At 47.4% G+C, this 21949-nt stretch carries 17 protein-coding genes; 11 read left to right on the top strand and 6 right to left on the bottom strand.

Going from position 1 to position 21949, the window contains the following annotated elements; translation table 11 throughout:
* Positions 1–8 precede the first annotated feature (8 nt).
* Positions 9–6131, bottom strand: a complete 6123-nt coding sequence (locus ACYVGR_RS10235; protein ID WP_460956184.1) for an alpha-2-macroglobulin family protein — start codon at positions 6129–6131, stop codon at positions 9–11.
* Between the two features lie 148 nt (positions 6132–6279).
* Here ACYVGR_RS10235 and ACYVGR_RS10230 point away from each other — a divergent pair, with 148 nt between their 5' ends.
* Positions 6280–6864 (top strand): peptidylprolyl isomerase, encoded by a 585-nt coding sequence (locus ACYVGR_RS10230; protein ID WP_460956182.1) that lies wholly within the window; start codon positions 6280–6282, stop codon positions 6862–6864.
* A gap of 144 nt (positions 6865–7008) precedes the next feature.
* Here the strand turns inward: ACYVGR_RS10230 and ACYVGR_RS10225 are convergent, their stop codons facing one another.
* Positions 7009–10101 carry a PVC-type heme-binding CxxCH protein gene (locus ACYVGR_RS10225; protein WP_460956180.1) on the bottom strand — a complete coding sequence of 1031 codons (3093 nt, stop codon included), beginning with the start codon at positions 10099–10101 and terminating at the stop codon, positions 7009–7011.
* A gap of 114 nt (positions 10102–10215) precedes the next feature.
* Entirely contained in the window at positions 10216–11073 is an 858-nt protein-coding gene (locus ACYVGR_RS10220; protein WP_460956178.1) for a sugar phosphate isomerase/epimerase family protein, read from the bottom strand.
* Between the two features lie 162 nt (positions 11074–11235).
* On the opposite strand from ACYVGR_RS10220, the gene ACYVGR_RS10215 reads away from it, so the two are divergent.
* The 9 genes from ACYVGR_RS10215 to ACYVGR_RS10175 all read left to right on the top strand — a co-directional run bounded on the left by ACYVGR_RS10215 (position 11236) and on the right by ACYVGR_RS10175 (position 18664).
* Entirely contained in the window at positions 11236–11802 is a 567-nt protein-coding gene (locus ACYVGR_RS10215; protein WP_460956176.1) for an RNA polymerase sigma factor, read from the top strand.
* Positions 11803–11814: 12 nt separating this feature from the next.
* On the top strand, positions 11815–13416 hold the full coding sequence (locus tag ACYVGR_RS10210) for a hypothetical protein (protein ID WP_460956174.1): 1602 nt from the start codon (positions 11815–11817) through the stop codon (positions 13414–13416).
* An 11-nt stretch (positions 13417–13427) separates the two neighbouring features.
* Positions 13428–13901 (top strand): hypothetical protein, encoded by a 474-nt coding sequence (locus ACYVGR_RS10205; RefSeq protein ID WP_460956172.1) that lies wholly within the window; start codon positions 13428–13430, stop codon positions 13899–13901.
* A 64-nt stretch (positions 13902–13965) separates the two neighbouring features.
* Positions 13966–15207, top strand: a complete 1242-nt coding sequence (locus tag ACYVGR_RS10200; RefSeq protein WP_460956170.1) for a serpin family protein — start codon at positions 13966–13968, stop codon at positions 15205–15207.
* Positions 15204–15650, top strand: coding sequence for an META domain-containing protein (locus ACYVGR_RS10195; RefSeq protein ID WP_460956168.1), 447 nt, complete (start codon positions 15204–15206; stop codon positions 15648–15650). Before ACYVGR_RS10200 ends, ACYVGR_RS10195 begins: the two co-directional genes overlap by 4 nt.
* Positions 15651–15652: 2 nt before the next feature.
* A complete protein-coding gene (locus tag ACYVGR_RS10190) occupies positions 15653–16084 on the top strand; it encodes a hypothetical protein (RefSeq protein WP_460956166.1) in 432 nt (143 codons plus the stop codon).
* Positions 16085–16211: 127 nt separating this feature from the next.
* Entirely contained in the window at positions 16212–17513 is a 1302-nt protein-coding gene (locus ACYVGR_RS10185; protein WP_460956164.1) for an LVIVD repeat-containing protein, read from the top strand.
* Positions 17514–17526: 13 nt separating this feature from the next.
* On the top strand, positions 17527–18165 hold the full coding sequence (locus tag ACYVGR_RS10180) for a hypothetical protein (protein ID WP_460956162.1): 639 nt from the start codon (positions 17527–17529) through the stop codon (positions 18163–18165).
* Between the two features lie 301 nt (positions 18166–18466).
* A complete protein-coding gene (locus ACYVGR_RS10175) occupies positions 18467–18664 on the top strand; it encodes a hypothetical protein (protein ID WP_460956160.1) in 198 nt (65 codons plus the stop codon).
* Positions 18665–18739: 75 nt separating this feature from the next.
* Here ACYVGR_RS10175 and typA read toward each other — a convergent pair whose 3' ends face one another.
* Both typA and ACYVGR_RS10165 read right to left on the bottom strand, forming a co-directional pair.
* Positions 18740–20554 (bottom strand): translational GTPase TypA, encoded by a 1815-nt coding sequence (typA, locus tag ACYVGR_RS10170; RefSeq protein WP_460956158.1) that lies wholly within the window; start codon positions 20552–20554, stop codon positions 18740–18742.
* A 237-nt stretch (positions 20555–20791) separates the two neighbouring features.
* Entirely contained in the window at positions 20792–20998 is a 207-nt protein-coding gene (locus tag ACYVGR_RS10165) for a hypothetical protein (RefSeq protein WP_460956156.1), read from the bottom strand.
* Between the two features lie 72 nt (positions 20999–21070).
* Between ACYVGR_RS10165 and ACYVGR_RS10160 the strand changes: the two genes are divergently transcribed.
* Complete coding sequence (locus tag ACYVGR_RS10160) at positions 21071–21502, top strand: gamma-glutamylcyclotransferase family protein (RefSeq protein WP_460956154.1); 432 nt, start codon at positions 21071–21073, stop codon at positions 21500–21502.
* A 74-nt stretch (positions 21503–21576) separates the two neighbouring features.
* Here the strand turns inward: ACYVGR_RS10160 and ACYVGR_RS10155 are convergent, their stop codons facing one another.
* A complete protein-coding gene (locus ACYVGR_RS10155; protein ID WP_460956152.1) occupies positions 21577–21891 on the bottom strand; it encodes a hypothetical protein in 315 nt (104 codons plus the stop codon).
* Between the last annotated feature and the right edge of the window lie 58 nt (positions 21892–21949).

Genomic DNA, 21949 nt, shown 5'->3' with positions numbered 1-21949 from the left:
CCGCCTTACTACTTCACTTTCACCCGCCCTCCTGTCGAATGCGCCGAGAACTCGGGTGCATAGAAACATTGTACGGTAGCAACCCCCGCGGAGAAATCGCCGGTTTGGGCAACCCGCAAGTCATATTCAAATACGTGCGTGCCAGTGGCCAAGTAATCCATAAAGAAATCGGTACTGGCATCACGGGGTGATTCGTAATACCCCAGGCCGTTCTGGTATTTATAACCCGACAAGACCGCAATGGGCTCAAAGCCCGATGCCCGACTATCTTTCAGGTGAACATATTCCATTGCCCGATCGGTCTTTAAGACCAATCGAACTTTGATCAGATCGCCAGGCTTCAGGCTTGTTTGTTGCGTTACGGGTGTTATAACCGGGCCACTTGGTGAATCATGCTGTACATATAGAGTTTTCTGAACGGATAAACCCGCGCTGCCAGGCATGACCTTATCCAGTGGTTCGAAATGCTGCCAGTATAAAGCACCCCAAGCTGGCCCGTCTGCTTTTTTCGTGATTTGAATTACACCCATTGCCGGTTTGATTTCGGAGGACGAGTAGGTCACTTTTTCGTAGCCGGTAATCGCATCGGCCTTTGTCACGCGACTTTCGATGGGTTGCCCACCCAGGCTAACCTGCGTTGTAACGCCCATACCCAACCAGTCACTTCCTCGAAGCAGCAATGCGTATATGGCCTCGGTAGTAGCCTTAGTCGATGACCACGATTGCGTCTGTTTCTGCCGAAGCAACCAGCGTTTCATATCATCGACTTCGGCCTGAATCGGGTTGATTTCGTCGAATGCTTCGATCAGATAGGCTTGTGTTTCAATGGGTGTCTGATACCAATATAAACCACTCTGATTATCCGGCCAGTACATACCCATCTCCTCGGACTTTCGCGACCGTTCGCGCATTGAGTTTACAATACCGTTGGCTGTTTTTGTATCGCCAAAGCGATTTAATGCCATTGCCGACAGGGCCTGTCCCTGTAAACTCTGATTTAACCAGTCGTCCGCTACGCGTTTTTTAACGTAGGCCAGCACAGTTTTATCCACAGGTTTATCGAGGTAAAAGCTACGGGCATATAGGTATTGCGTTGCCGAGAAATACCAGGGTGCAATCCGTTTATCTTTCGTTTTTTGTTCTTCTTTCTTCTGCTCATCAACCCAACGCTTCATTTCGGCATCAGCGTAGTGAATGGCATTGGTTTGCATCTCGCTTAACTCTGACTGCATCGCTTTGGGGAATTGGACGCCCAATTTCTGTAAATGGCCGAATCCGCTCAGGATATGCAGCGTTATGGACAAATTGGGTATTGTTCCACCAAACCAACTAAAGCCTCCTCCGGTCAGTTGAAGTTGCTTCAATTTCTCAAACGCCCTCAACTGCTCGCTCTCCATCCGGTTAGCATCCAGAAGCTGCCCTAGTTTCGCCTGCCGATCACTTTCGGAACGTGCATCGGCCAGCCAGGGCGAATTTTCCAGCGATACGGCCCTTAACTCTTCATTTTTTTCTAACGGGCTCTTAGGAGGATTTTTCTGCCATTCGGCAATTACCTGCTTAAACGCTGGCTTACTGGCCACAATTTGTGTCGCTAAACTATTGGCATACAACCGACTAAACAATTGCTCAGCGCACTCATAACGGTACTCCATCAGGTAAGGCAACGATTGCAGCGCGTACCAACTTGGGTTGCTCGTGACCTCTACCGTCAAGCGTTCGTGTTGTACAGGCAGCTCTGGATTGAGGCCCGTAAGCGGTTTAAGCTCAAATTCTTTCGTCTCATGGCCATTCACCCAAAACGGCTGAGAGTCTGTTACGAGCATCCGATTAGGCAGCACGGGCACTGTAAATTCTTCGCCATCCGTAAACGTACCCGACTGAGCGGTAAAGCGGCAGGTTACAGCCTCCAGATTGGCCGGTACGATTAACGTCCAGCCCACGGCCTGCCCTTGTCCGGCAGCCACGTTAACCACCGTTTGGGCGCTGGCGAGTTTAAGTTTCTGATTAATAGGCTCACCCGTAAGTGCATCCAGCAAGGTAAGGCTTGCGGTTACGGGCAATGATTTTTCGCTTAGGTTATTGATGCGGGCTGTTACCCGAATGGTATCGCCTTCGCGCAGGAACCGGGGCGAGTTAGCCGTAATCATCAACTCTTTCTGCGTAATAATCTCACGCTCCAACGTACCTGTTTTTAGGTCTTTCGTATGGGCAAAGGCCAGCAACCGCCAACGCGTGAGTGCTTCGGGCATCGTGAATTTCAGGATAACCCGCCCTTGCTCGTCGGTTTTGAGTTGTGATAAAAAGAAAGCTGTCTCGTTGAAATTTGTACGTGGGTTGATAAGTGGGGCTTGAGTTGATTGCGGATTCGATTCGCTATTGGCAGCCTGTTTCAATTCCGCAAAACTCATTCCCTCTGCTTTGGTCCGTGCCGCAGGAGCGGCATCTGCCATTGGGGCAGCCGCCACACTCATTTTAGCCATCGCCCCGCCCCTGATAGACATACCGGTGGCATACGGTCGGCCCAGATACTGAAGATCCATGCCTTGCCCACGTAATCCACCCGTCAATCGGTCATAGTTGCGAATGGGCACCGATGGCTCAGGTTTAGTGCGATAAAAGAGCGTATTGGCCGACTGAATACCAAAGCTGCTTGACTGCCATTCGTTGAAACCGGGCGAGTACAGTTGATAGAACGAGGTGGGCCAGTCGAGTCGATTAAATACATCCAGGGAAGCATCGTATAACGTGGCCACCAATTCGGCAGGCGCTTTATCTAACCCACCGATTTTCAACGTCCACTCTTCACGCTCACCGGGTTTGAGTTTAGTACGGAAAGTTTGCGTTTCGATCTGGAGTTCCTTGTTGGAGAAAGGCACATTAATCGTCTGCGATTTCTGATACATTCGCCCATTTTGAACCATCGTAAACTGTACCCCAAACCCACCACGCTGCTTTTCGGTAACGGGCAAGGTTACGCGCCGAGGCCGACCATCCGTTTTCAGCCATTCCTGCCGGGTAACTCTCTGATTTTCTTCCACGGTCATCAATACCCAGCCAGGCTGACTGTTACCCACCCAGAAAATGGCTTCTTCGCCCGGTTCGGCAGTGGCTTTACGAACCTGCACCCAGCTGTCGATACGGGCCGAAGCAGTCGGCTGCTTGTCGTTCACAAACGCAAAAAAGGCCTGCTCTTTTGTGCTTTCGCCACTCGCACTCGTAACGGTTAATTCCGCTACATATTCGCCGGGCGTGAATCGGCTTAGATCGGGCTTAATAAGCGAGTCGGCGGGGCTTGTGATGGTTTGCTGTTGAACCATTTCGCCCTTTGGCCAGGAGCGCGGATCGTTTTTATTCGCGAATACGTCGTTCGGGAATAGCTTTTCGAACTCCGCTTTGCTCAGCAGTTGACGATCGGGCCTGCTCCACAACCGATTCCGCAACGGCCGGGTTGGGGGTTGAAGTCGGTAAATTTTCAACTGCCCCGTTGCCGATACCTTCTCGCCCGATTGATTGGTGATACGAACCGGAAAGCTCGCTGGAACATCGCTCTCAATCTGCGCCGGAATAGCCAGACTAATTTGCAACGCCGAGTAGCCAATACGTAGCGTTTGGGTGGCACTACGCGTTTCTCCGGCCTTGTCTGTTACATCAATCGTTACGTCGAAATCAAAAATCGGGTTGCTCTCCCGAGCCTGGTCACGATCAGGAGTCGCCGTAAACGAAATACGCAGGTTGCCTTGCGCATCTGTTTTGGCAGTACTGTTCACGATTTCGGCCTGATTGTTATTTCGTGGGCTTATATTCCGGCCCCAATACCCCCAATCCCAGCGCGGACGAAGTTTCCGAACAACCCGATAACGCACATCGGCCCCATCGACAACGGCTCCCGAGAATGTTTTTACCTCAGCAGAAAGCTCAACCGTCTGACCTAGCTTGAATGCCTGCTTTATGGGCTGAATTTTCACCTCAAAGGTTGGGCGTTTATATTCCTCGACCCGAATACTAGTGCTTCCGTAGGGCGTCTGTACTATCATTTCGCCTGTCAACCGACCAACGGGGGCTGTGAAGCTGGCGTTGAACGTACCGAACTCGTTCGTTTTTAGCGTTTGCGTGGCAATCCGTTCGCCATTTTGATCCAGAAAATCGAGCGTAACATCCTGACTAGAACGAACGGCAAACACATTCTCTTTGCCTGCATACAGCAACCCTTTCACATAAATAAGCTGACCAGGCCGGTAAATGGCCCGATCAGTGAACAACTTGGCATAGGTCTGCTCCTGTTCCGCTGGTTGCCCATCGTTGTATCGATAAAAATATTGCTGATCCGACAAAAGCGAATCGTACCCATTGGTAATTAAGTAGTAGAAATTTGCCTGCGAAGGCATATCGCCCGGCTGAATCTTCGTCTGTCCATTGTCGTCGGTTATAAACCGTTTTCCAGCAATAGAAGGCCGATTTGTGGCGCCTACAATCGAAACGGAAGCCTTTTTGATTGGCTCACCCGTTACTCGATTGGTTACGGATACGGTCGTAAGCTGTCTTGATTGGGCAGTAGCTAACTGGCCCGAAAAATAACTTAACGCCGAGACGGTAAAGACTGCATATTGAACGGACTCGGTTTTCTCCTGAAACGCATTATCCGTCGTTGCCAGCAGCAGATAATGGCCTATCGGTAAGCCCGCCAACGGTAGTTCAACCGAATGTTGATTCAAATCGCCATCGTCTGGTAACGCAACACTCTTTTCTACGACAGCCGTACGTTTTAGCCACGCGCTGTATAGTTTTTTCTTCTGTTCCTCATTCGGATAATTGTCTCGATACGTCTGTACGTACGAAGCGGATACCCGAACAATTCGATACGTGACCTTTGCCACATTCTGATAAGTCAACAGGGCCCGGAATGGCTTCTCCGGACTATTCACCTGCTCAACCTGAACGGAATAAGTAGGTAGCAGGAGTCGGTACAATAATTGAGCCGCTTGTTTGCCCGACATCGTTTTGGGAAACCGCTTGACCAAATCCCGGCAAATGTCGGCAGCCTGCTTCCGGTTCCAGCGGGAAGGATTGGGCTTTATGGGCTCTGAGGTTGGCTCATCGCTATCGTCCAGCGGGCGAACAGGATTTCCATAGTTTGTCAGAAACTCAGCCAGTTGGTAGGCGTAAACGGCTTCGGATGGCTGATTTTTAAACCGGGTAATTTGCGTTTCAAGGGCTTTTCGATAGAGTGAATCCCGTTCTGGCAAACTACTAGTTCGGTGTACAAATGCCAGGCGCAAAACGTCGGCATCGACGAGTGCATCTGGCGTAGCATCCGATACATGAAACGCCAGCAGTTGTTGGTACAGCCGCAGTGCCTGATAACGTCCTGATAATGAATCCAGACTCTGAATTGACAGCTTGATAAATGCCTCAGGAGCCGCAAAGTAATTTGGCTGATCTAACTCAAACCGAAAAACGGGTTTTAATAAATCAGGTTCGGTATTCTGGAAAAAACTGATAGCGCGATGCGCCAACAGGTCGTACAGCGTAGGCCATAGTAATCGTGCTTCGGGATCGCCTTTTTCCAGGAGCGCATCATACGTAGCGATGGGCGTTTTCTGGAGTAACTCACTTGGCTGAACCGAAGCGAGATAGGCCGACGTAACCGCTTCAACCAGGTGTGGGGCATCCCAGGTGGTAAAATTGTTGGTCGAGTCCGCTGGAGTCGTTGGTTTTTGCGGTGTTGCATTTCCCGCACCTACCGTGGCTCGATTATAAAATTTGTAGCGGTTTTGCTGAAAATAACGCCAGTACACCTCAGCCAATGCCGACTCTAACACAGACTTAGCAGGTTTGGGGGTTTCCTGAACATCAGTCCGCAGCGACTGAATCAATTCGACATACGCGTCCTCATCGGAACTACTACGAAAAATCATCCGGGCTATAGCGGCTTTTGCTAGCTGCGGATAATTTTTCTGGCCCTTGGCTTCTTTGTATATGCGATTGGCGATTTCCAGCGCCGATTTTGGCAGTCCTTTGCCCGCCAGCGAGTCAGCGCGTTTCCAATCTCGGGCATAGTCGGGTTGTGGCTTAGGTTGTTCTGGTGCGGCCAAGGTAAATAGGGCTATAAAAAGTGTCAGGAACTGGTGCATAGTTGATATTAAAAAGCAATCGTTGGGATAGATGAACAGCGTGCTGTTTTTTCACAACGTTTGTCACTATGACTCTGGTTTAGTGGAAAGGGTTTAATACTATCCATTCAGTATCTTTAGCCTTATCTACTAGCCAACGATCAATCTTATGCCCAACATCTTACTATTCATCGCTTACCTCGTCACATTACACACTCCACCAAAGCCCGAAAAAACATATCCAATCGGGCAGATTAAAACTAATAAAGGCGAGATACTTTTCTGGCTGTATGACGAAACGCCCAACCATAAGGCAAGCTTCATTAAACTGGCGAATCAAAACTATTGGGATACGCTTACCTTCAATCGGGTTATCAATAATTTCGTTGCACAAGGTGGCTGCCCTGATACGCCAGCCGGTTTTGCTGATTCGCCTTATCTACTGAAACCAGAATTCAGACCGACCATTCGGCACATTTATGGAGCGGTTGGTGCCGGACGTGATAATAACCCGCAAATGCTCTCGGCAGGTTGTCAATTTTATATTGTGCAAAACAAAAAGGGCGAACATCGGCTCGACGATAAATTCACCGTATTCGGTCAGGTTTTTAAGGGGATGGAGGTTGTTGATGCGATTGTTGCCGTTAAAACCGATTCTACCGACACACCCTTATCACCCATCAAATTGGATGTGAACGTGCTCAACCTAAGCGCAGCGGATTTAAAAAAGCTGGGCTATACGGTTAAAGATTAGTTCAGCAAATCATTCCACGACTTCGTGATGGTAGATGTAAGCATCTGCCATCTTAGGTTTCTCAAAACCTACTTTCATTCGTTAGGTTTTGAGAAACCTTCCTGTGTCGGTTACTAATAACCGACACCACATAGAAAATTAACCCTACTGCTTCAACAAAAACGCCGTTAAATCAGCTAGTTGCTGATTCGATAAGCCCATCGCTGTAGGGTCAGGCATGAGGCTGGTTTTATATTGTTTTCGAGAGAAAATAGCATCGGCAGGAATTGTGTGTTTGGGTCCTTTTATGCCTCTGATAACCACAGCCTGCTCATTGTCGCTTACTAAAAAACCGTAATAGGTATTTCCCTTTTTCGTCGTGATTAGCCAGGGTTCGTAGCCGAAGGCAATACCTGCATTCGGGTGAATGATGGCATCTAATAACCCGTTTTTATCGAATTTCTGATGAATCTGCGTCAGTTCAGGACCAACGTCGGCTCCAAATTCACCGTGCCGATGGCAGGTAGCACAGTTGGCTTTGAAAATCGTTAGGCCATTTTGCCCGTCGCCCGTTAACATAGCAACCTGAGCAATGGCAGGGTCCGAACTACTGGCAGTCGCCAGCACAACGGGAGCTGTTGGGGTAGCAGTTGGAGCTGGTGTCGGAACTGACGTTGGGGTTGACGGCACGGCCTGCAAGGGAGCAGCTTCAACAGCGGTAGACTCTTTTGCTACGACTACTTCAGGTTTGGGCAAGAAATATTCTTTCGCCATTGTCCGAACGGTCTGATCGGAATTTTTTAGAATCGTTGGCGCTACAGCCTTTATTAATTTATCCGAGAGCTTTTTATCGGCGGCCAGCCCAACCAGAATTTTGCCACCTTCAGCGTCACGGGCCATTTCCAGGGCGACTTTTCGTTTTTCGGCATCGGTCTTGTATTCATCCAAAAGCACCTGCCGATTGGTTAACATTCTCTGTTCTTCGTCCGACACCTTGGTTGGCATCACTTCATCCCAATTCAGGAATTTGGCCCAGTCGTTACCGCGTCGGAAATTCAGCCAATACAACGCTTGTTCAGCCACGTCTTTATCGGCTGATTTCGACAACTCAGCCATTGCCTTAGCAGCGGATTCGCTTTTAATAAAACCTATTGTAACAATAGCCTGCTTTCGGGCATCAGCCGTCAGGGAGGAAGCTTCAGCTCGTTTTTTTAGCATGGTCACAGCCGATGGTGGATGTAGCTCCCAAACGAGATTAGCCGTTTTCTGATCCCAGTTGACTGGATTTTCGGGCATGGTTTGGCGCAGGTTGAAGAACAAGGCTTCCTCTTTTCCATCTGCCGCTTTCCCCAGGGCATCCAGATACCACCGATCCTGACCGTCGTAACCTTTCACTAAATTCATCAGCATAAATCGGCATTCGTCATAGGGAACATCGCGTAAGGCAATTGCCACTTCCCTCCGAACAGCAGGACTCCGATCCGTTGCCAGATTCCCCAACAGCGGCAACAGCGCCTTTTGCGAAGCCGTCAACGACTGAATGGATTTAGAATTTTCGGGCGTTATACTTCGCAAGGCCCGAAGTGCCGCAACCCGAACAGGTGCATCAACCGCTTTTAAAAGTCGTTCTACTTCAAATTGTCCTTCAGCACCGAGTTGAGCCAGCAGAAAAATCGCTCGTGCCCGATAAAACTGATTTGGCGAGGAAAGCAACGCCATAACCGGCTCAATAACCTTTTCGCCCTGTTCGCGCAAGGCCTCAAAGCCCAGCATTCGCACGTTAACGGCTGGATTCAGAAGGGCTGCAATTTGACCCTGCGTTGTTCGAAGATCAATTTTTGGCGCTTTTAGGTTCTTGCCTTTAGGCGTTATGCGATAAATCCGCCCATAACCTTTATGATCCTGCATTTGGTGACCTCCTACAATTGGATCATACCAATCGGCAATGTAAATGGCTCCATCTGTACCAACCGCTACATCGCTAGGCCGAAACCATTTACGCGTATCATTTTCGACCGCATCCCATTTGTAATTTGGGTCTACTTCGGGAAACGAACTGATGAAATCGGTGCGCGGAAGTCGATAACCTGCCCCCATCGGCTCTGGTTTGTAGCCAAAAATCACATTACGCCCAGCCTCGGCACTGAGCAGCATACCCCGGTACTGTGGCCCAAGCTCATCGCCTTCATACATAACCATTCCCGTAGGCGAGCCCGCACCTGTAATATCTCCGGAAGGCATAACCCCCGGATCTTCCTGGTGCCAGTGGGCGGTTGGAACCGTTTGACCGGGCCGTTGATCACCCTGCCAGTAGCGGGTACCATCGCTACTGAAATAGCCCGCATTTCCACCTTCCATTAACCAGCTTGTGCGGCAGGCAACCACCTGGTCGTCGTTATCATTTTGCCACATGTTGCCGTACGAATCCAGCGCAGTTTCGTAGTTATTCCGAAAATTATGCGCCATTACTTTCAGGCCCGAACCATCTGGATTAACGCGCAAGGCCATTCCACCCGTCCAGACTCGGCCATCGTCGCTAACCTGGTTACCCCGATTTAGTTTATTGTAAGGCGTCCCACCTACGTACAAACTACCAGAACGCAATGTCCAGCCTTCGGTATCAGTAACAATGTGTGGGCCAGCATTTCCGGTGTTGAAATAATACCTTCCGTCGGGTCCGGCAACAACTGCATGGAGCGAGTGATCGTGATCTAATCCGCCGAAACCGGTCAGCATAATTTCCTTTTTATCGGCTTTATCGTCGCCGTTCTCATCGGTATAGATAATCAGATTGGGTGAGGCCGAAACGACAACTCGATTACCAATAACTGCAATTCCCATAGGTGACACCAAATCGGGGTCTGTTACAAAGACTTTGCTATCATCGGCTTTGCCATCACCATTGGTATCTTCCAGAATTACGATACGCTCCCCTTCCGGGTGATTCAGTCGGCTTTCGGGCTTATTATTGAATTTTCGATAGTTAACGGCTTCGGTGATCCAGACCCGCCCTCGGGCATCGATGTCCATATTGGTCGGGTTGTAAAACATGGGGGCTTCAGCCCAGAGCGTCGCTTCAAGATCGTTGGGGAGATAAAGTGTGTTTGAATCGGCCACCGTCGCAATGTGTCGGTGCGGATTTTGCTCGAAATCTGGAGACAGATTCAGTTGTGGATTTGATTGAAACGTTTGCCCCGCCAGATACAAAAAACCGACTGTAGTGAGCGCGAAAGGATTCAGCGAAAAGATTGTTTTCATTCGTTACTTACTTCAGGTTCCAGGTTTAAGGTTTCACGTGCCATGTTATGCGCTGGAGTGATTTTGCGTCAGCCAACCTGGAACATGAAACCTTAAACTTGAAACAATAAAAAATCAACTAAACAGCGTTCTAACCGTCTTATTATTATCAATATAACTTTCCAGCATCGGCTTACCCTTCGGAACAGCTCCTTCAATTTGCAACCAGCCGGTATAGCCAATTTCGTCTATCACCTGCCGAACTTTTGACAAATCAACAATTCCCTGACCGAGCAGATGGTCGTTTTCTTTCAGGTGGATTTCGCAGATATGGTTTTTACCAAGTGTACGAATTTCGTCAAAAATAGGATAACCCATTACGGAAGAATTACAGACATCGTAATAAACCTGGATTGCTGGCGAACCCACGGCATCCAGAATAGCCATATGTTCGGCCGCCGATAGCCAGGATTCGATACCCAGAACAACGCCCGCCTTTTCGGCTTTGGGGGCAACCGCTTTCAACCGATCAATCACAACCTGGGTTCCTTTTGGATCGTTACGCAGATCATTATTGCTAAAAAAAGCCAGCAACACGTTTTTTACACCCAACGAATGAGCTACGTCTACGCTATCCTGTACCCATTGTTCGGTCCGAGGATCTGATTTATACGGTATTTCATTCAGCAAACCGATAGCCAAACCGCCAATGGCAACGCCCGCCTGTTTAGCCGCATCTTTGAAAGCACGCTGCATTTCGGGGCGCCGTAGATGGTCCTGATCGGCCTTTGTATTCAAACTAAGCTGTACCCCATCCAGCCCAATTTGCTTAGCCACTTTAAATGAATTTATATCGCCCGTCGGACCAATTGACCAATCGCAGGCACCAATTTTGAACCTACTTTTAGTTAAAACTGGGTAAGTCATGCCTGGATACAGTAAGGTCGACAAACCGATACCCAATGAGTAACGTAATGCATTGCGACGTTTCATACATTCTTAAGCGCTAAGGGAGTTTACCAAAGGTACGTATCTATAAAACATCAAGCATTAATTATCGTAGAACGTATATAATTGTAATAAGAAAATAGTTTTTTTTATGCGCGCTTCCAACTGTTTGATAGTGAGTGCGGTCATAGGGTTGTCAACGTTGCTATGCAGGATGAATACCAATTAGTCGAAGGATGCCGACGGCAGGACCGGATTGTGCAGCGACAGCTCTATGAGCGGTTTGCCGGGAAGCTCTTTGTCGTTTGCAAACGATATATCAAAGATCCTGACGAAGCTGAAGATGTATTACAGGATGCGTTTATAAAGGTTTATCAGCACATCGACTCCTTCCGATTCGAATGTCCGCTGGAAGCTTGGTTAAAACGGATCGTGATTAATACGGCGTTGAAGTTTTTGCGAAAACAAAAGCCCTGGGAACATACCAGCGATGTGCAGGAATTGGCCCCAGTGCTACCCCAGGCCGACGAAAGTTTGCCTGCGCTGAATTATAAATATTTGCTTCAACTGATTCAGGAACTTCCTCCCGGTTGTCGCACCGTGTTTAACTTATATGCAATTGAAGGTTATAACCATCCCGAAATTGCTGAGTTACTCGACATTGCCGAAGGAACATCTAAATCACAATATGCCCGCGCCAGAAATCTACTGCAACAAAAACTACAAGCTGATAAACGATTTGCAGATGGGTATCCTGCCGAAGGACACTCGTGAAGAATAACGAAGATGGACGAATTAGATAAAAATAGACCGGACGATTTCTGGCGGAAGGCATTCGATGAAGCCGCCGAGACACCTCCTCTTCGGGTTTGGGATTCTATCGAACGTCGATTAGATGAGTCTAACGACACGAAGATAATACCACTCTGGGGATTGGGGCTGATTTCGTCGCGACCAGCTGCCTGGGGAATGGGCGTGGCTGCTGCGGTAACATTACTACTAATTGGGTGGTGGGCTGGTTCTGCTCAGGTAGGTAGCAACCAACCTGCTACAATTGCCCAGCATAGCGAGTCAAGCGAACGGATAAACAACAAGACGCTTACGCCTAAAAGCACGAACGTAGACGAAGCATTGGCTCAGTCTTCACCTGAAGTTACTCCCACTAAGAAATCAGGCTTGTCTTCGGCGAGAGTAGGTTCGGATGCTTCGTTAACTGCATCGACGATTGGCGAACAAACCAGTCGTGTGCTGGCTCAGATCAAAGCTAACACGGATACAAAAGACCAATCGATTATTAGTCAACGCATGGCGATGAGAGCTAGTCTTGTGATGGGGACTAAAAGTTCATCAATACCGCCAGGTATCGAAAATGGGGCGCTTTCGTTGGCTTCTGGTGGGTCTATGTCTGTTAATTCTTTTGCGGCCCGAACAGTAGCAACAACAATAGAACCGTCGAATTCATCGAAAATAGCCCGCTTTGAACCTCTTTCAGGAAAATCATTGCGCTTTCGTGATATAAGTCAGATTCATCGTATTGTCTGGCACCGTCCTACAGAGGTGGCGCTAACGCCAGAAACCTTCAAATCCAAACAAAAGAGTCGTGATGTTTGGGCGTCGGCCACGGTTATGCCCGGTTCATTCAACCCGATGGTAGCCGTACAAACGACTTCCATTGCGAATGCGAATTATGCCAATCTGAATGCATCAAAAAATACAACAACCGGCTCATCGATTAGTAGTCGGGCTAATTTTTCGGTTGCTTACCAGGCTGGTGCTGGTGTTCAGTTAAGCGAACGGTGGTCGTTAGAATCCGGGATTGGCTACTTATCTGGACGGTCAACCGTTGAAACACCGGCTCAGACATCAGCAGCCTCGCTTGTAGCGCTTACCGGACGCAATACAACATCGGGGAACTTGTATGTAGATGCGCTGAAAAGCAGCTTCCAAGGTAATGATCTGGCAGCCGCTTCACCCGTTTTTACTAATGGTGCGGGCAATGCCTATCAACAGGCAAATTACGCCGGTTCAATACATCAGATTCTGACGAATAATTACCAGTATATGCAGGTACCTCTTCAGGTAGGTTACCAGCTTCGCCCTCGCAAACGGCTCAGCTTAGCTGTACTCGGCGGGCTGATTACCAATATTTTCGTTCGAAACACAGTGGGTAATGAAGTGGTTGTTACGGCAAAGGATGGCGTCTACCGTCCTCTTTCGCTGGCGGCTACGATGGGGGCTCGCCTACGCTATCGACCTACTCAGCAATGGTCAGCTTCGCTGGCAGGTGTTTATCAGCCTTCGTTGGGATTAGGGACTCAGCCTGAGGCACAGGTGCAAACTCACCCGACTTCTGCTGGTATGAGTTTTGGCGTTGATTACCACTTTTGATTTCTCGTATCATGAAAACCATCTCAATTGCCGTCTTATTTCTTGTTGGTTTGGGCCGTTGTACAAGCAGCCTCTCGCCCCAGGAATCAATTAGTGATGACTTAATTATCCGTACGGGAACAAGATTCGGAATGTGTATGGGTACGCAATGTGTAAAAGACTTCGTTTTTAACGGGACCAGCGTTACCCTAACCCAGAAAAACGTACAACCTCGAGCACAGTCTACGTCTCAAAGTTGCCAATCAACCATTAGCCTCTCCGACTGGCAAAGTCTTAAAGCGAATGCTAATCTGGATGCCTTTAGTAAAAAAGATACCATAATCGGTTGTCCCGATTGTGCCGACGGTGGAGCCGAATACATAGAATTACAGCTTGGTGAACAGAAGCACCGAGTTACCTTTCCATATGGGGAAACTATCCCTGGTTTCGAGTCGCTGGTAAGTTCTCTACGGAGCCAGCGCGCAACGACTAAAGACTGTTTATAGCCTATTCTTGTATTGATATTTACTATACCTCTGTACCAATACAAGCTAAAAAACGTAAAGCGCTATGAAATCGACCCTTTTTTCAACGTTATTGACGGTTACAGCGGGTGTTTTTCTAACCACTATTAGTTGTAAAAATAGCGACGTCAGCCCACCGCCGAGTACAGCGAGCGACTTGCGCGTATCGGCACCTTTTGCCAGTCAAACAACCCAGTTTGCGTTCGATGTCTCCAAGCAGGTAGTTGCCGAAGAAGGACAAACGAATAACGTCTTTATTTCTCCGCTGAGCCTACATATTGCGTTAGGCATGATCCTGAATGGAGCCAACGGACAAACGGCTCAGGAGATTCAGAAAACACTGAAATTAGATACTCAGACTCTCGCCGAAGCCAATAACACCTACCAGAATCTACTAGAGAATCTACCCGGTGTAGATTCTAAGGTTACGCTCTCTTTGGCCAACTCAGTGTGGTATCGGAATACGTTTTCGGTGGAAACTTCTTTCCAGGATTTACTGAAACAATCGTTTCAGGCAGAAGTATCGGCGCAGAATTTCGACGATGCGGCTACAGTGGGTAAAATCAACAATTGGGCAAGCCAGAAAACCAACGGTAAAATCCCGAAAGTACTTGACCGGATTGAATCCAGCGATATCATGTTTCTGATGAACGCACTGTATTTCAAAGGGAACTGGACAACCCAATTCAAACCTGAGCAAACGATTGACAGTCCGTTCAAACTAGCATCGGGCACAACAACAACTGTGCGGATGATGCGGCTTAATACGGCGTTAAAACACGCTTCCCGGTCAACGTATACCGCTTTTGAACTACCTTATGGCTCCGGCAACTTTGCCATGACGGTGTTATTACCTACTGAGAGTACGACTGCCGATGCGCTGATAAATAGCTTCAGTGGTGACGAATGGACACAGCTACAACAAGCCATGACGTCGAGTATGATTGATATTGGGTTGCCTAAATTCACGCTGACTTATGCCATCAATCTAAACAAAACACTGAGTACGCTCGGTATGCCAACGGCCTTCACGGATGGAGCTGATTTCACGAAAATAAACAAGCAAGGCGGACTTACGCTTAGCTTTGTAAAACAGAACACATTTGTGGCTGTAGATGAGCAAGGGACCGAAGCAGCAGCCGTTACAACTGGAGGCATATCGGTAACGTCGGCGCCTGTACCTATTCTGTGTAATCGCCCCTTTATCTTTGTCATTCACGAAAAAGCGTCGGGCACTATTCTTTTCGTCGGTAAAATTGCCGATCCCACTAAAACGAGTAACACATGAGATTCGTAGCCATTAGCTGCCTGATGCTTATTACGTTGGTCCTGAGTCAATGTACAAAATCTCAGCCCGAATTAGCGCCAAAAATAGCAGAGCTGATTGGAACCTGGCAGCTTGTTGACTCCGATTCTACGTACGCCGTAACACTCATATTCACCTTAGATACCGACAACCCACCGCACGATATTACCTCATTTAAAGCCAGTGGTAAGTCGTCGATCAATACATACAACCTGAATTTATTTGCCGCTATTGATGGTCTTATGGTGGCCGACCAGTTGGGGAGTACAAAAGTAGCCGGATCGCCTGCGGCAACGCAGTTTGAGCAACAGTACTTCAAGAATTTGAAAGCGGTTGCCCGCTTCGAATTACCAACAGCCAATGAATTAAGGCTATATCATGGTGGCGATTTACCCCGCGTATTGGTGTATAAAAAACTGAACTGATTATGAAAACTGTACGAATCCTCCCCTTTACTATTTTTTTAATTCTATTGGTTTTCAGCTGTGAAAAACGCATTTGCGGTTGCGTTTTCCCGCCATCTCCCCTATCCGGCGAATGGATGCTAACGACTATTACCTACGGCTTATCACAAAAAACAGTCACCGCTGCAGACGCCGGTTATTCTGAAACGTTGACTATCGATGGTGTTACAAATTCGGGTAATTTCCGAAAGGTGCGGAACGGATTACCTATTTCAGACAGCCGCTATTCGCTCTCATTTACAAAGGGCGGCAGCACCGAAGGAATCATTTATTTTGAGAAAGATACCACACAACAAGATTTCCGGCTTTCCGAAACGGTGCTCTATTTAGGTGAGCGTATTCCACGTGGAGCCGTTATTGCCGATGGTTCGACCTACGCGTATAAAAAACAATAATTGCCTTTTTGTGTAAGATCAATATTGCCCGGTCGTGTTCAAGACAGCCGGGCAATTTATTTTCCAGACGGTTCCAACGCTTTCATATCACAGAGAATCATTGTTTTAGCCAACAACCATGATCTCTATGAAAGCTTATATACTCGCCTTAATTCTTCCTTTATTTTACCTGACCAGTTGTACAGACAACTGCGAGCAGACAAGAACGTATCGAAAATATACACCGATCCAGCTCGCCCTGTCTGATCTTCGTCAACCAATTTCTTCTGGATCGCCCCAAACGCTTGTCAATCCGGGAAAGCTGTATGTAAAAGACCAGTATGTATTTATCGTAGAAGTCAAGAAAGGCATTCACGTTTTTGACAATAGCAATCCATCCAATCCAAGAGCCATTTCGTTTCTTCCAATTCCGGGCAATGTCGATATAGCCGTGCGTGATAATATTCTCTACGCCGACAGCTACATCGATCTGGTAGCGCTGGACATTAGCAATCCAACGGCTATTAAAGAAGTGAGCCGGGCCGAAACGGGTTTTACATATGGTGCGGTAGGGCGCACCTCCTGGTCATACGACAAACAAACCATGAAAATCTATGATCAGCGAGAAGACATTGCGACAGAAACGGTTAAAACTGACTGTGAGGGCACGTTTAATGTACTCCCCTATTTGGTACCTATTGCGTGGTTTGGTCGGTACTATGAAACCTTCGCCTTTGCCGATGTTGCTTATAACTCAATGAAATCACCAACTGCGCCAACAACCGGAACGGGTGGATCAATGGCGCGTTTTGCCATCATGAATAATCAGTTGTATGTAGTCAATAGCTCGTCTTTACAACTGTTCGATATCTCCCAGCCAGCGACGCCAGTAAAAGGCAAAACAGTTTCCCTAGGCTGGAGCGTCGAAACGATTTTCCCGTACCGTAACAATCTGTTTATTGGCACCACTACGGGTATGTACATCTACGATGCTACCAGCCCAGCCGAACCAAAGCAGCTTTCAGCCTTTTCGCACGTTCGTTCCTGCGATCCGGTCGTGGTACACGAAAACTACGCCTATGTGACACTGCGTGGCACCAGTACATGTGGCGTTGCGGGTACCCAGGATGTACTCGATGTTATTGATATTACAAACCTGACATCCCCCCGCGTAGTCAAAACCTATCCTCTCGACACTCCTTACGGGCTCGGCATCGATTATCCAACGTTGTTTGTGTGTCAGGGTAATAAAGGATTGAGTGTTTTTGATGCTTCAAATCCGCTTGATTTAAAAGCTCAGCAAACGTTCGCGAATGTGAACGCATTTGATGTTATTCCGCTCTCGAAAACCCTGCTTACCATCGGTAAAGATGGCTTGTACCAGTATGATTATTCCAATCCTACTGCGCTACGATTACTCAGTAAAATTGACGCCAGTCCTGCAAACTAATCTCTACTGCACCATGAAAACATTTACGTATCTAGTTGTGCTTTTTAGTCTATCTAATAGCCTTGTACAGGCTCAGAAAGAGCCAGGTAAGGCCAGTCGTTGGCGAACAACTGTTGAGATGGGGATTCAGGCAGGACGAGTACGTCCAGATCCATCCGACGCTTATAACTATTATGGCAATTATATCTATTTGCCGAACTATTATAACTATTCTTCGATTCGGCCTGCTGGTAACCGAATCGGCTTAACAATTCATACGTTTGTAGGTTATACACTGCGACCACAACTTATAACTGGGCTCGCTTTGGGTGTTGATTACTATAATAACTCCGCTTTTATACCACTAGCAGGGGCTATTCAGGGCGATATTTTTGGTCATACCAAACGCCTGACAACTTTTTACACACTTGAAAGCGGTTATGCCATTGCAGGTCCAAATCCACACGACAGTGAACTAAAAGGGGGCTGGTTGTGGAGTCCGGGAATAGGACTTCGGATCAACAAAGGGAACGGAACCGGATTTTTGATTAGTGCAGGCTACAAACATCAGGAAGCCAGACAAGTAGCTTCAGTAGATGGTGTTCAGGTTCTGTCACAAATAGAAGATCGCTCCTATAACCGATTGTTTTTCAGGATGGGATTTAGTTTTTAATTGAAATCAACTTACAACGACAATACATGAAAACTTCACTGCTGAATACGTTTCCAGAAGCCTTGCTAAGTATGATGAGATCTATCTTTTTCGGACCGCATCGGTTCCATTCAAGAAATTATTGTCTTGTACCTGTAACCAAGGCATAGGTGTCTCCGTCTCAACGTTGCTGTTGGGTTAAGAGACTAGTGACCGCACACTAAAAAGTAAGTAGAAGTAGCTCATCTAACCCATAAATTGGCCTAGATTTAAACTTAATCATATCCACCCTATACAGCCTTACGGGTGCGAAACAATTGTTATGAAAAAGATCACAGTAGCAGTCATTGGTGGTACACTCTTCATCGCCGGATATTATCAGGCGCGCAAGCAAACTGAATATATGACGTCGAAACCAATGGTACATTCAACATCTTTGGCAAAACCAATGACACTTCCGCTTAAAACGCAGTCAACATTTGCTTTTCGCTTAGATCGCTCTCTTGTAAGCAGCAATTAATTCTGCTTTTAGTTAATACAAAAAATCCCCGCTGAGCACTCAGCGGGGATTTTTTGTATATAAGTACGCTTATAACTAAGCCATTGCAAACTTGCTCTGGTTGCGTTTGCGTTCGTTTTCGTCCAGATAGATTTTACGAATCCGCATCGACTTCGGTGTTACTTCTAGGTATTCATCTTTCTGGATGTACTCCATGTTCTCTTCGAGTGAGAACGAGATTTTCGGAGCAATTTTCACGTTGTTATCCGAACCCGAAGCCCGCATGTTGGTCAACTGTTTCGCGGTCGTCACGTTAACCACAATGTCGTTCTGACGGTTGTGTTCGCCAATTACCTGACCCGTATAAATTTCATCACCTGGTTCGATAAAGAACGATCCACGATCCTGCAGTTTATCAATCGAATAAGCCGTAGACACACCGCTGGTCATTGAGATCAACGAACCGTTGATCCGCTCTGGAATTGGCCCTTTATACTCCTGATATTCTTTGAAACGGTGACTCATTACAGCCTCCCCGAAGGTAGCCGTCAGAACGTTCGACCGAAGACCGATTAGACCACGCGAAGGAATATCAAATTCAAGGTGTTGCAAGTCGCCTTTTGGCTCCATAATCAGCAATTCGCCCTTACGTTGCGTTGCCAATTCGATAACCTTACCGGCCGTTTCTTCAGGTACGTCTACAACGAGGGTTTCAATAGGCTCCAACTTACGACCGTCTTCATCCTCTTTGTATAATACCTGTGGTTGACCAACTTGTAATTCATAACCTTCCCGACGCATCGTTTCGATCAGAACCGACAAGTGCAGAATACCACGACCATAAACCAGGAAGCGGTCTTCGCTATCTGTATTCTCTACACGCAGCGCAAGGTTTTTCTCAATTTCTTTGTAAAGCCGCTCACGCAGGTGACGTGAAGTCACGAACTTACCTTCTTTACCGAAGAATGGCGAGTTATTGATCGTGAACAACATGTTCATGGTTGGCTCATCTACCGAAATACGGCTAAGTGGTTCAGGCTTGTCGTAATCCGTCAGCGTATCGCCAATCTCGAAGTCTTCAAGGCCCGTTACAGCACAAATATCACCACATTGAACTTCGGCAACTTTCTGTTTCCCAAGACCTTCAAATGTGTGCAGTTCTTTGATACGAACCCGTTTCACGGTACCGTCCGACTTGGCAAGGCCCATGCTGGCGCCTTCTTTCAGTGTACCCCGGTGTACCCGACCGATTGCAATCCGACCTACGAAAGCCGAATAATCGAGCGAGGTAACCTGCATCTGAGGTAAGCCTTCGTTTACGGGAGCAGCAGGTATGTTCTCAACGATGGTGTCGAGCAGGTAAGTGATGTTGTCGGTTGGGGTTTTCCAATCTGGACCCATCCAGCCCTGTTTCGACGAACCGTATACCGTTGGGAAATCCAATTGGTCTTCGGTAGCACCGAGATTGAACATCAGATCGAAAACCTGTTCGTGTACTTCGTCAGGGCGGCAATTTTCTTTGTCGACCTTGTTTACAATAACAATGGGTTTCAGGCCCAATTGCAGCGCTTTGCTCAACACGAAGCGTGTTTGCGGCATAGCTCCTTCAAAAGCATCGACCAACAGACAAACGCCATCGGCCATTTTCAGTACCCGCTCAACCTCACCACCAAAATCACTGTGGCCTGGCGTATCAATGATGTTGATTTTAACATCTTTGTAACGTACCGATACGTTTTTCGATACGATGGTAATGCCCCGCTCACGCTCCAGGTCATTGTTGTCCAAAATCAGATCGCCGAACTCCTGATTTTCCCGAAAGAGTTTTGACGCGTGAATAATTTTGTCAACCAGAGTCGTTTTGCCGTGGTCAACGTGGGCGATGATTGCTATATTGCGAATTGATTGCATACAGTTTTAACCGGGATTTGTTTGATTATACTGATTACCCGGATTTTGAAAAATCATTGAAGAAAGGACCGTAGCTTATCATGCTAATAAGCATAATCAAACGAATCCCAGTTCAGGCAATTTTTCTGCAAAGGTAAGAAAAAATATGCTGAAACACAGATTTTTACAACTAATAAAACGAAAAAAGGCCCATCTAAGGGCCTGACTCTTATATAAATACAATTTCTTACTGGTAGCTTAATGATTCGGGCAACCACAAGGGTTTTTCTTTCGGAAAAGTCCCGTATTAAATAGGCCACCACGTCGGGGTTTATAGCCTTTTCGCTTACGGCCAATAGCCGAAACCTCCGTCTTTGTAGTACTAGTAGATGCCAGGGTTTGGACGGGCACGTCAATCAGCATCAGCGATGCAGCTATCATCAGAAATACTTGCGTCTTTTTCATTGTTGAACCCGGTTTTATCTAGTTAACGGCAAAATTAACTACTTTCGTCAACCTGCCAGCTATATTTATTTAATGACTAACAATCCTGATTTCCTGATCGTTTACGGCACACTTCGCCCGCCTTTCGATAATTCCTTTGCTCAATACCTCCGCCAGCGAGGTCGTAATGTCGGCGAAGGCCAATTTAAGGGACAGGTTTTCGACATGGGAAGCTACCCTGGAGCTATTTATAACGAGAGCAGCAACGCCTACGTATACGGAACCGTTTTCAATATAAGCAACCAGAAATCGGCTATTTTGACCTATCTGGATTACTACGAAGGCGTTGGGGAGGATTTTGAACAACCTACCGAATTTATTCGAGCGATTATCCCAGTATCGTTCAATGACACACTAACCGACTGCTGGATTTATTTATATAATCTTCCAACGGACGACAAGCCCCTGATTGAATCCGGCGATTACTCGAAATTGATCGGGAACCCCTATCAATCGCCTGCTTAATAACGATTTCTAAAACATAAAAAGCATCGGCTTAGCTAAGCCGATGCTTTTTTGTACTCCCTCTTTTTAATTAATTAACGTGGCCCACGGGACCGACCACCCCCGTAGAAACCGCCACCTCCTCCACGGCGGGCATTAGGACTACCCCCTCCATAGTATCGAGGGCCAGGAGAATAATAGCGGGGGGCAGGCCGGACAATTACAGGGGGTCTATAGTAGCCATAAGGTCGTGCATATCCGTACCCATATGGATATGGGTTATAACCGTATCCATAATAGGGGCGAGGGCCGTAACCCACACCAGTACTTACGTAAGCCGGTCCGCAACTAGTCATCAGGACAACTAGCAAACCAGCCGTAAGTAAGGGCAAAAGTTTTATCGTTTTCATGACTTTTCGTTTAAAATTAACTTGTTGAACCATCTACTTATGTCTGGATTAACCGAAC

This window comes from Spirosoma litoris, assembly GCF_054776755.1.
This window is presented reverse-complemented; position numbering and strand designations above follow the sequence as displayed.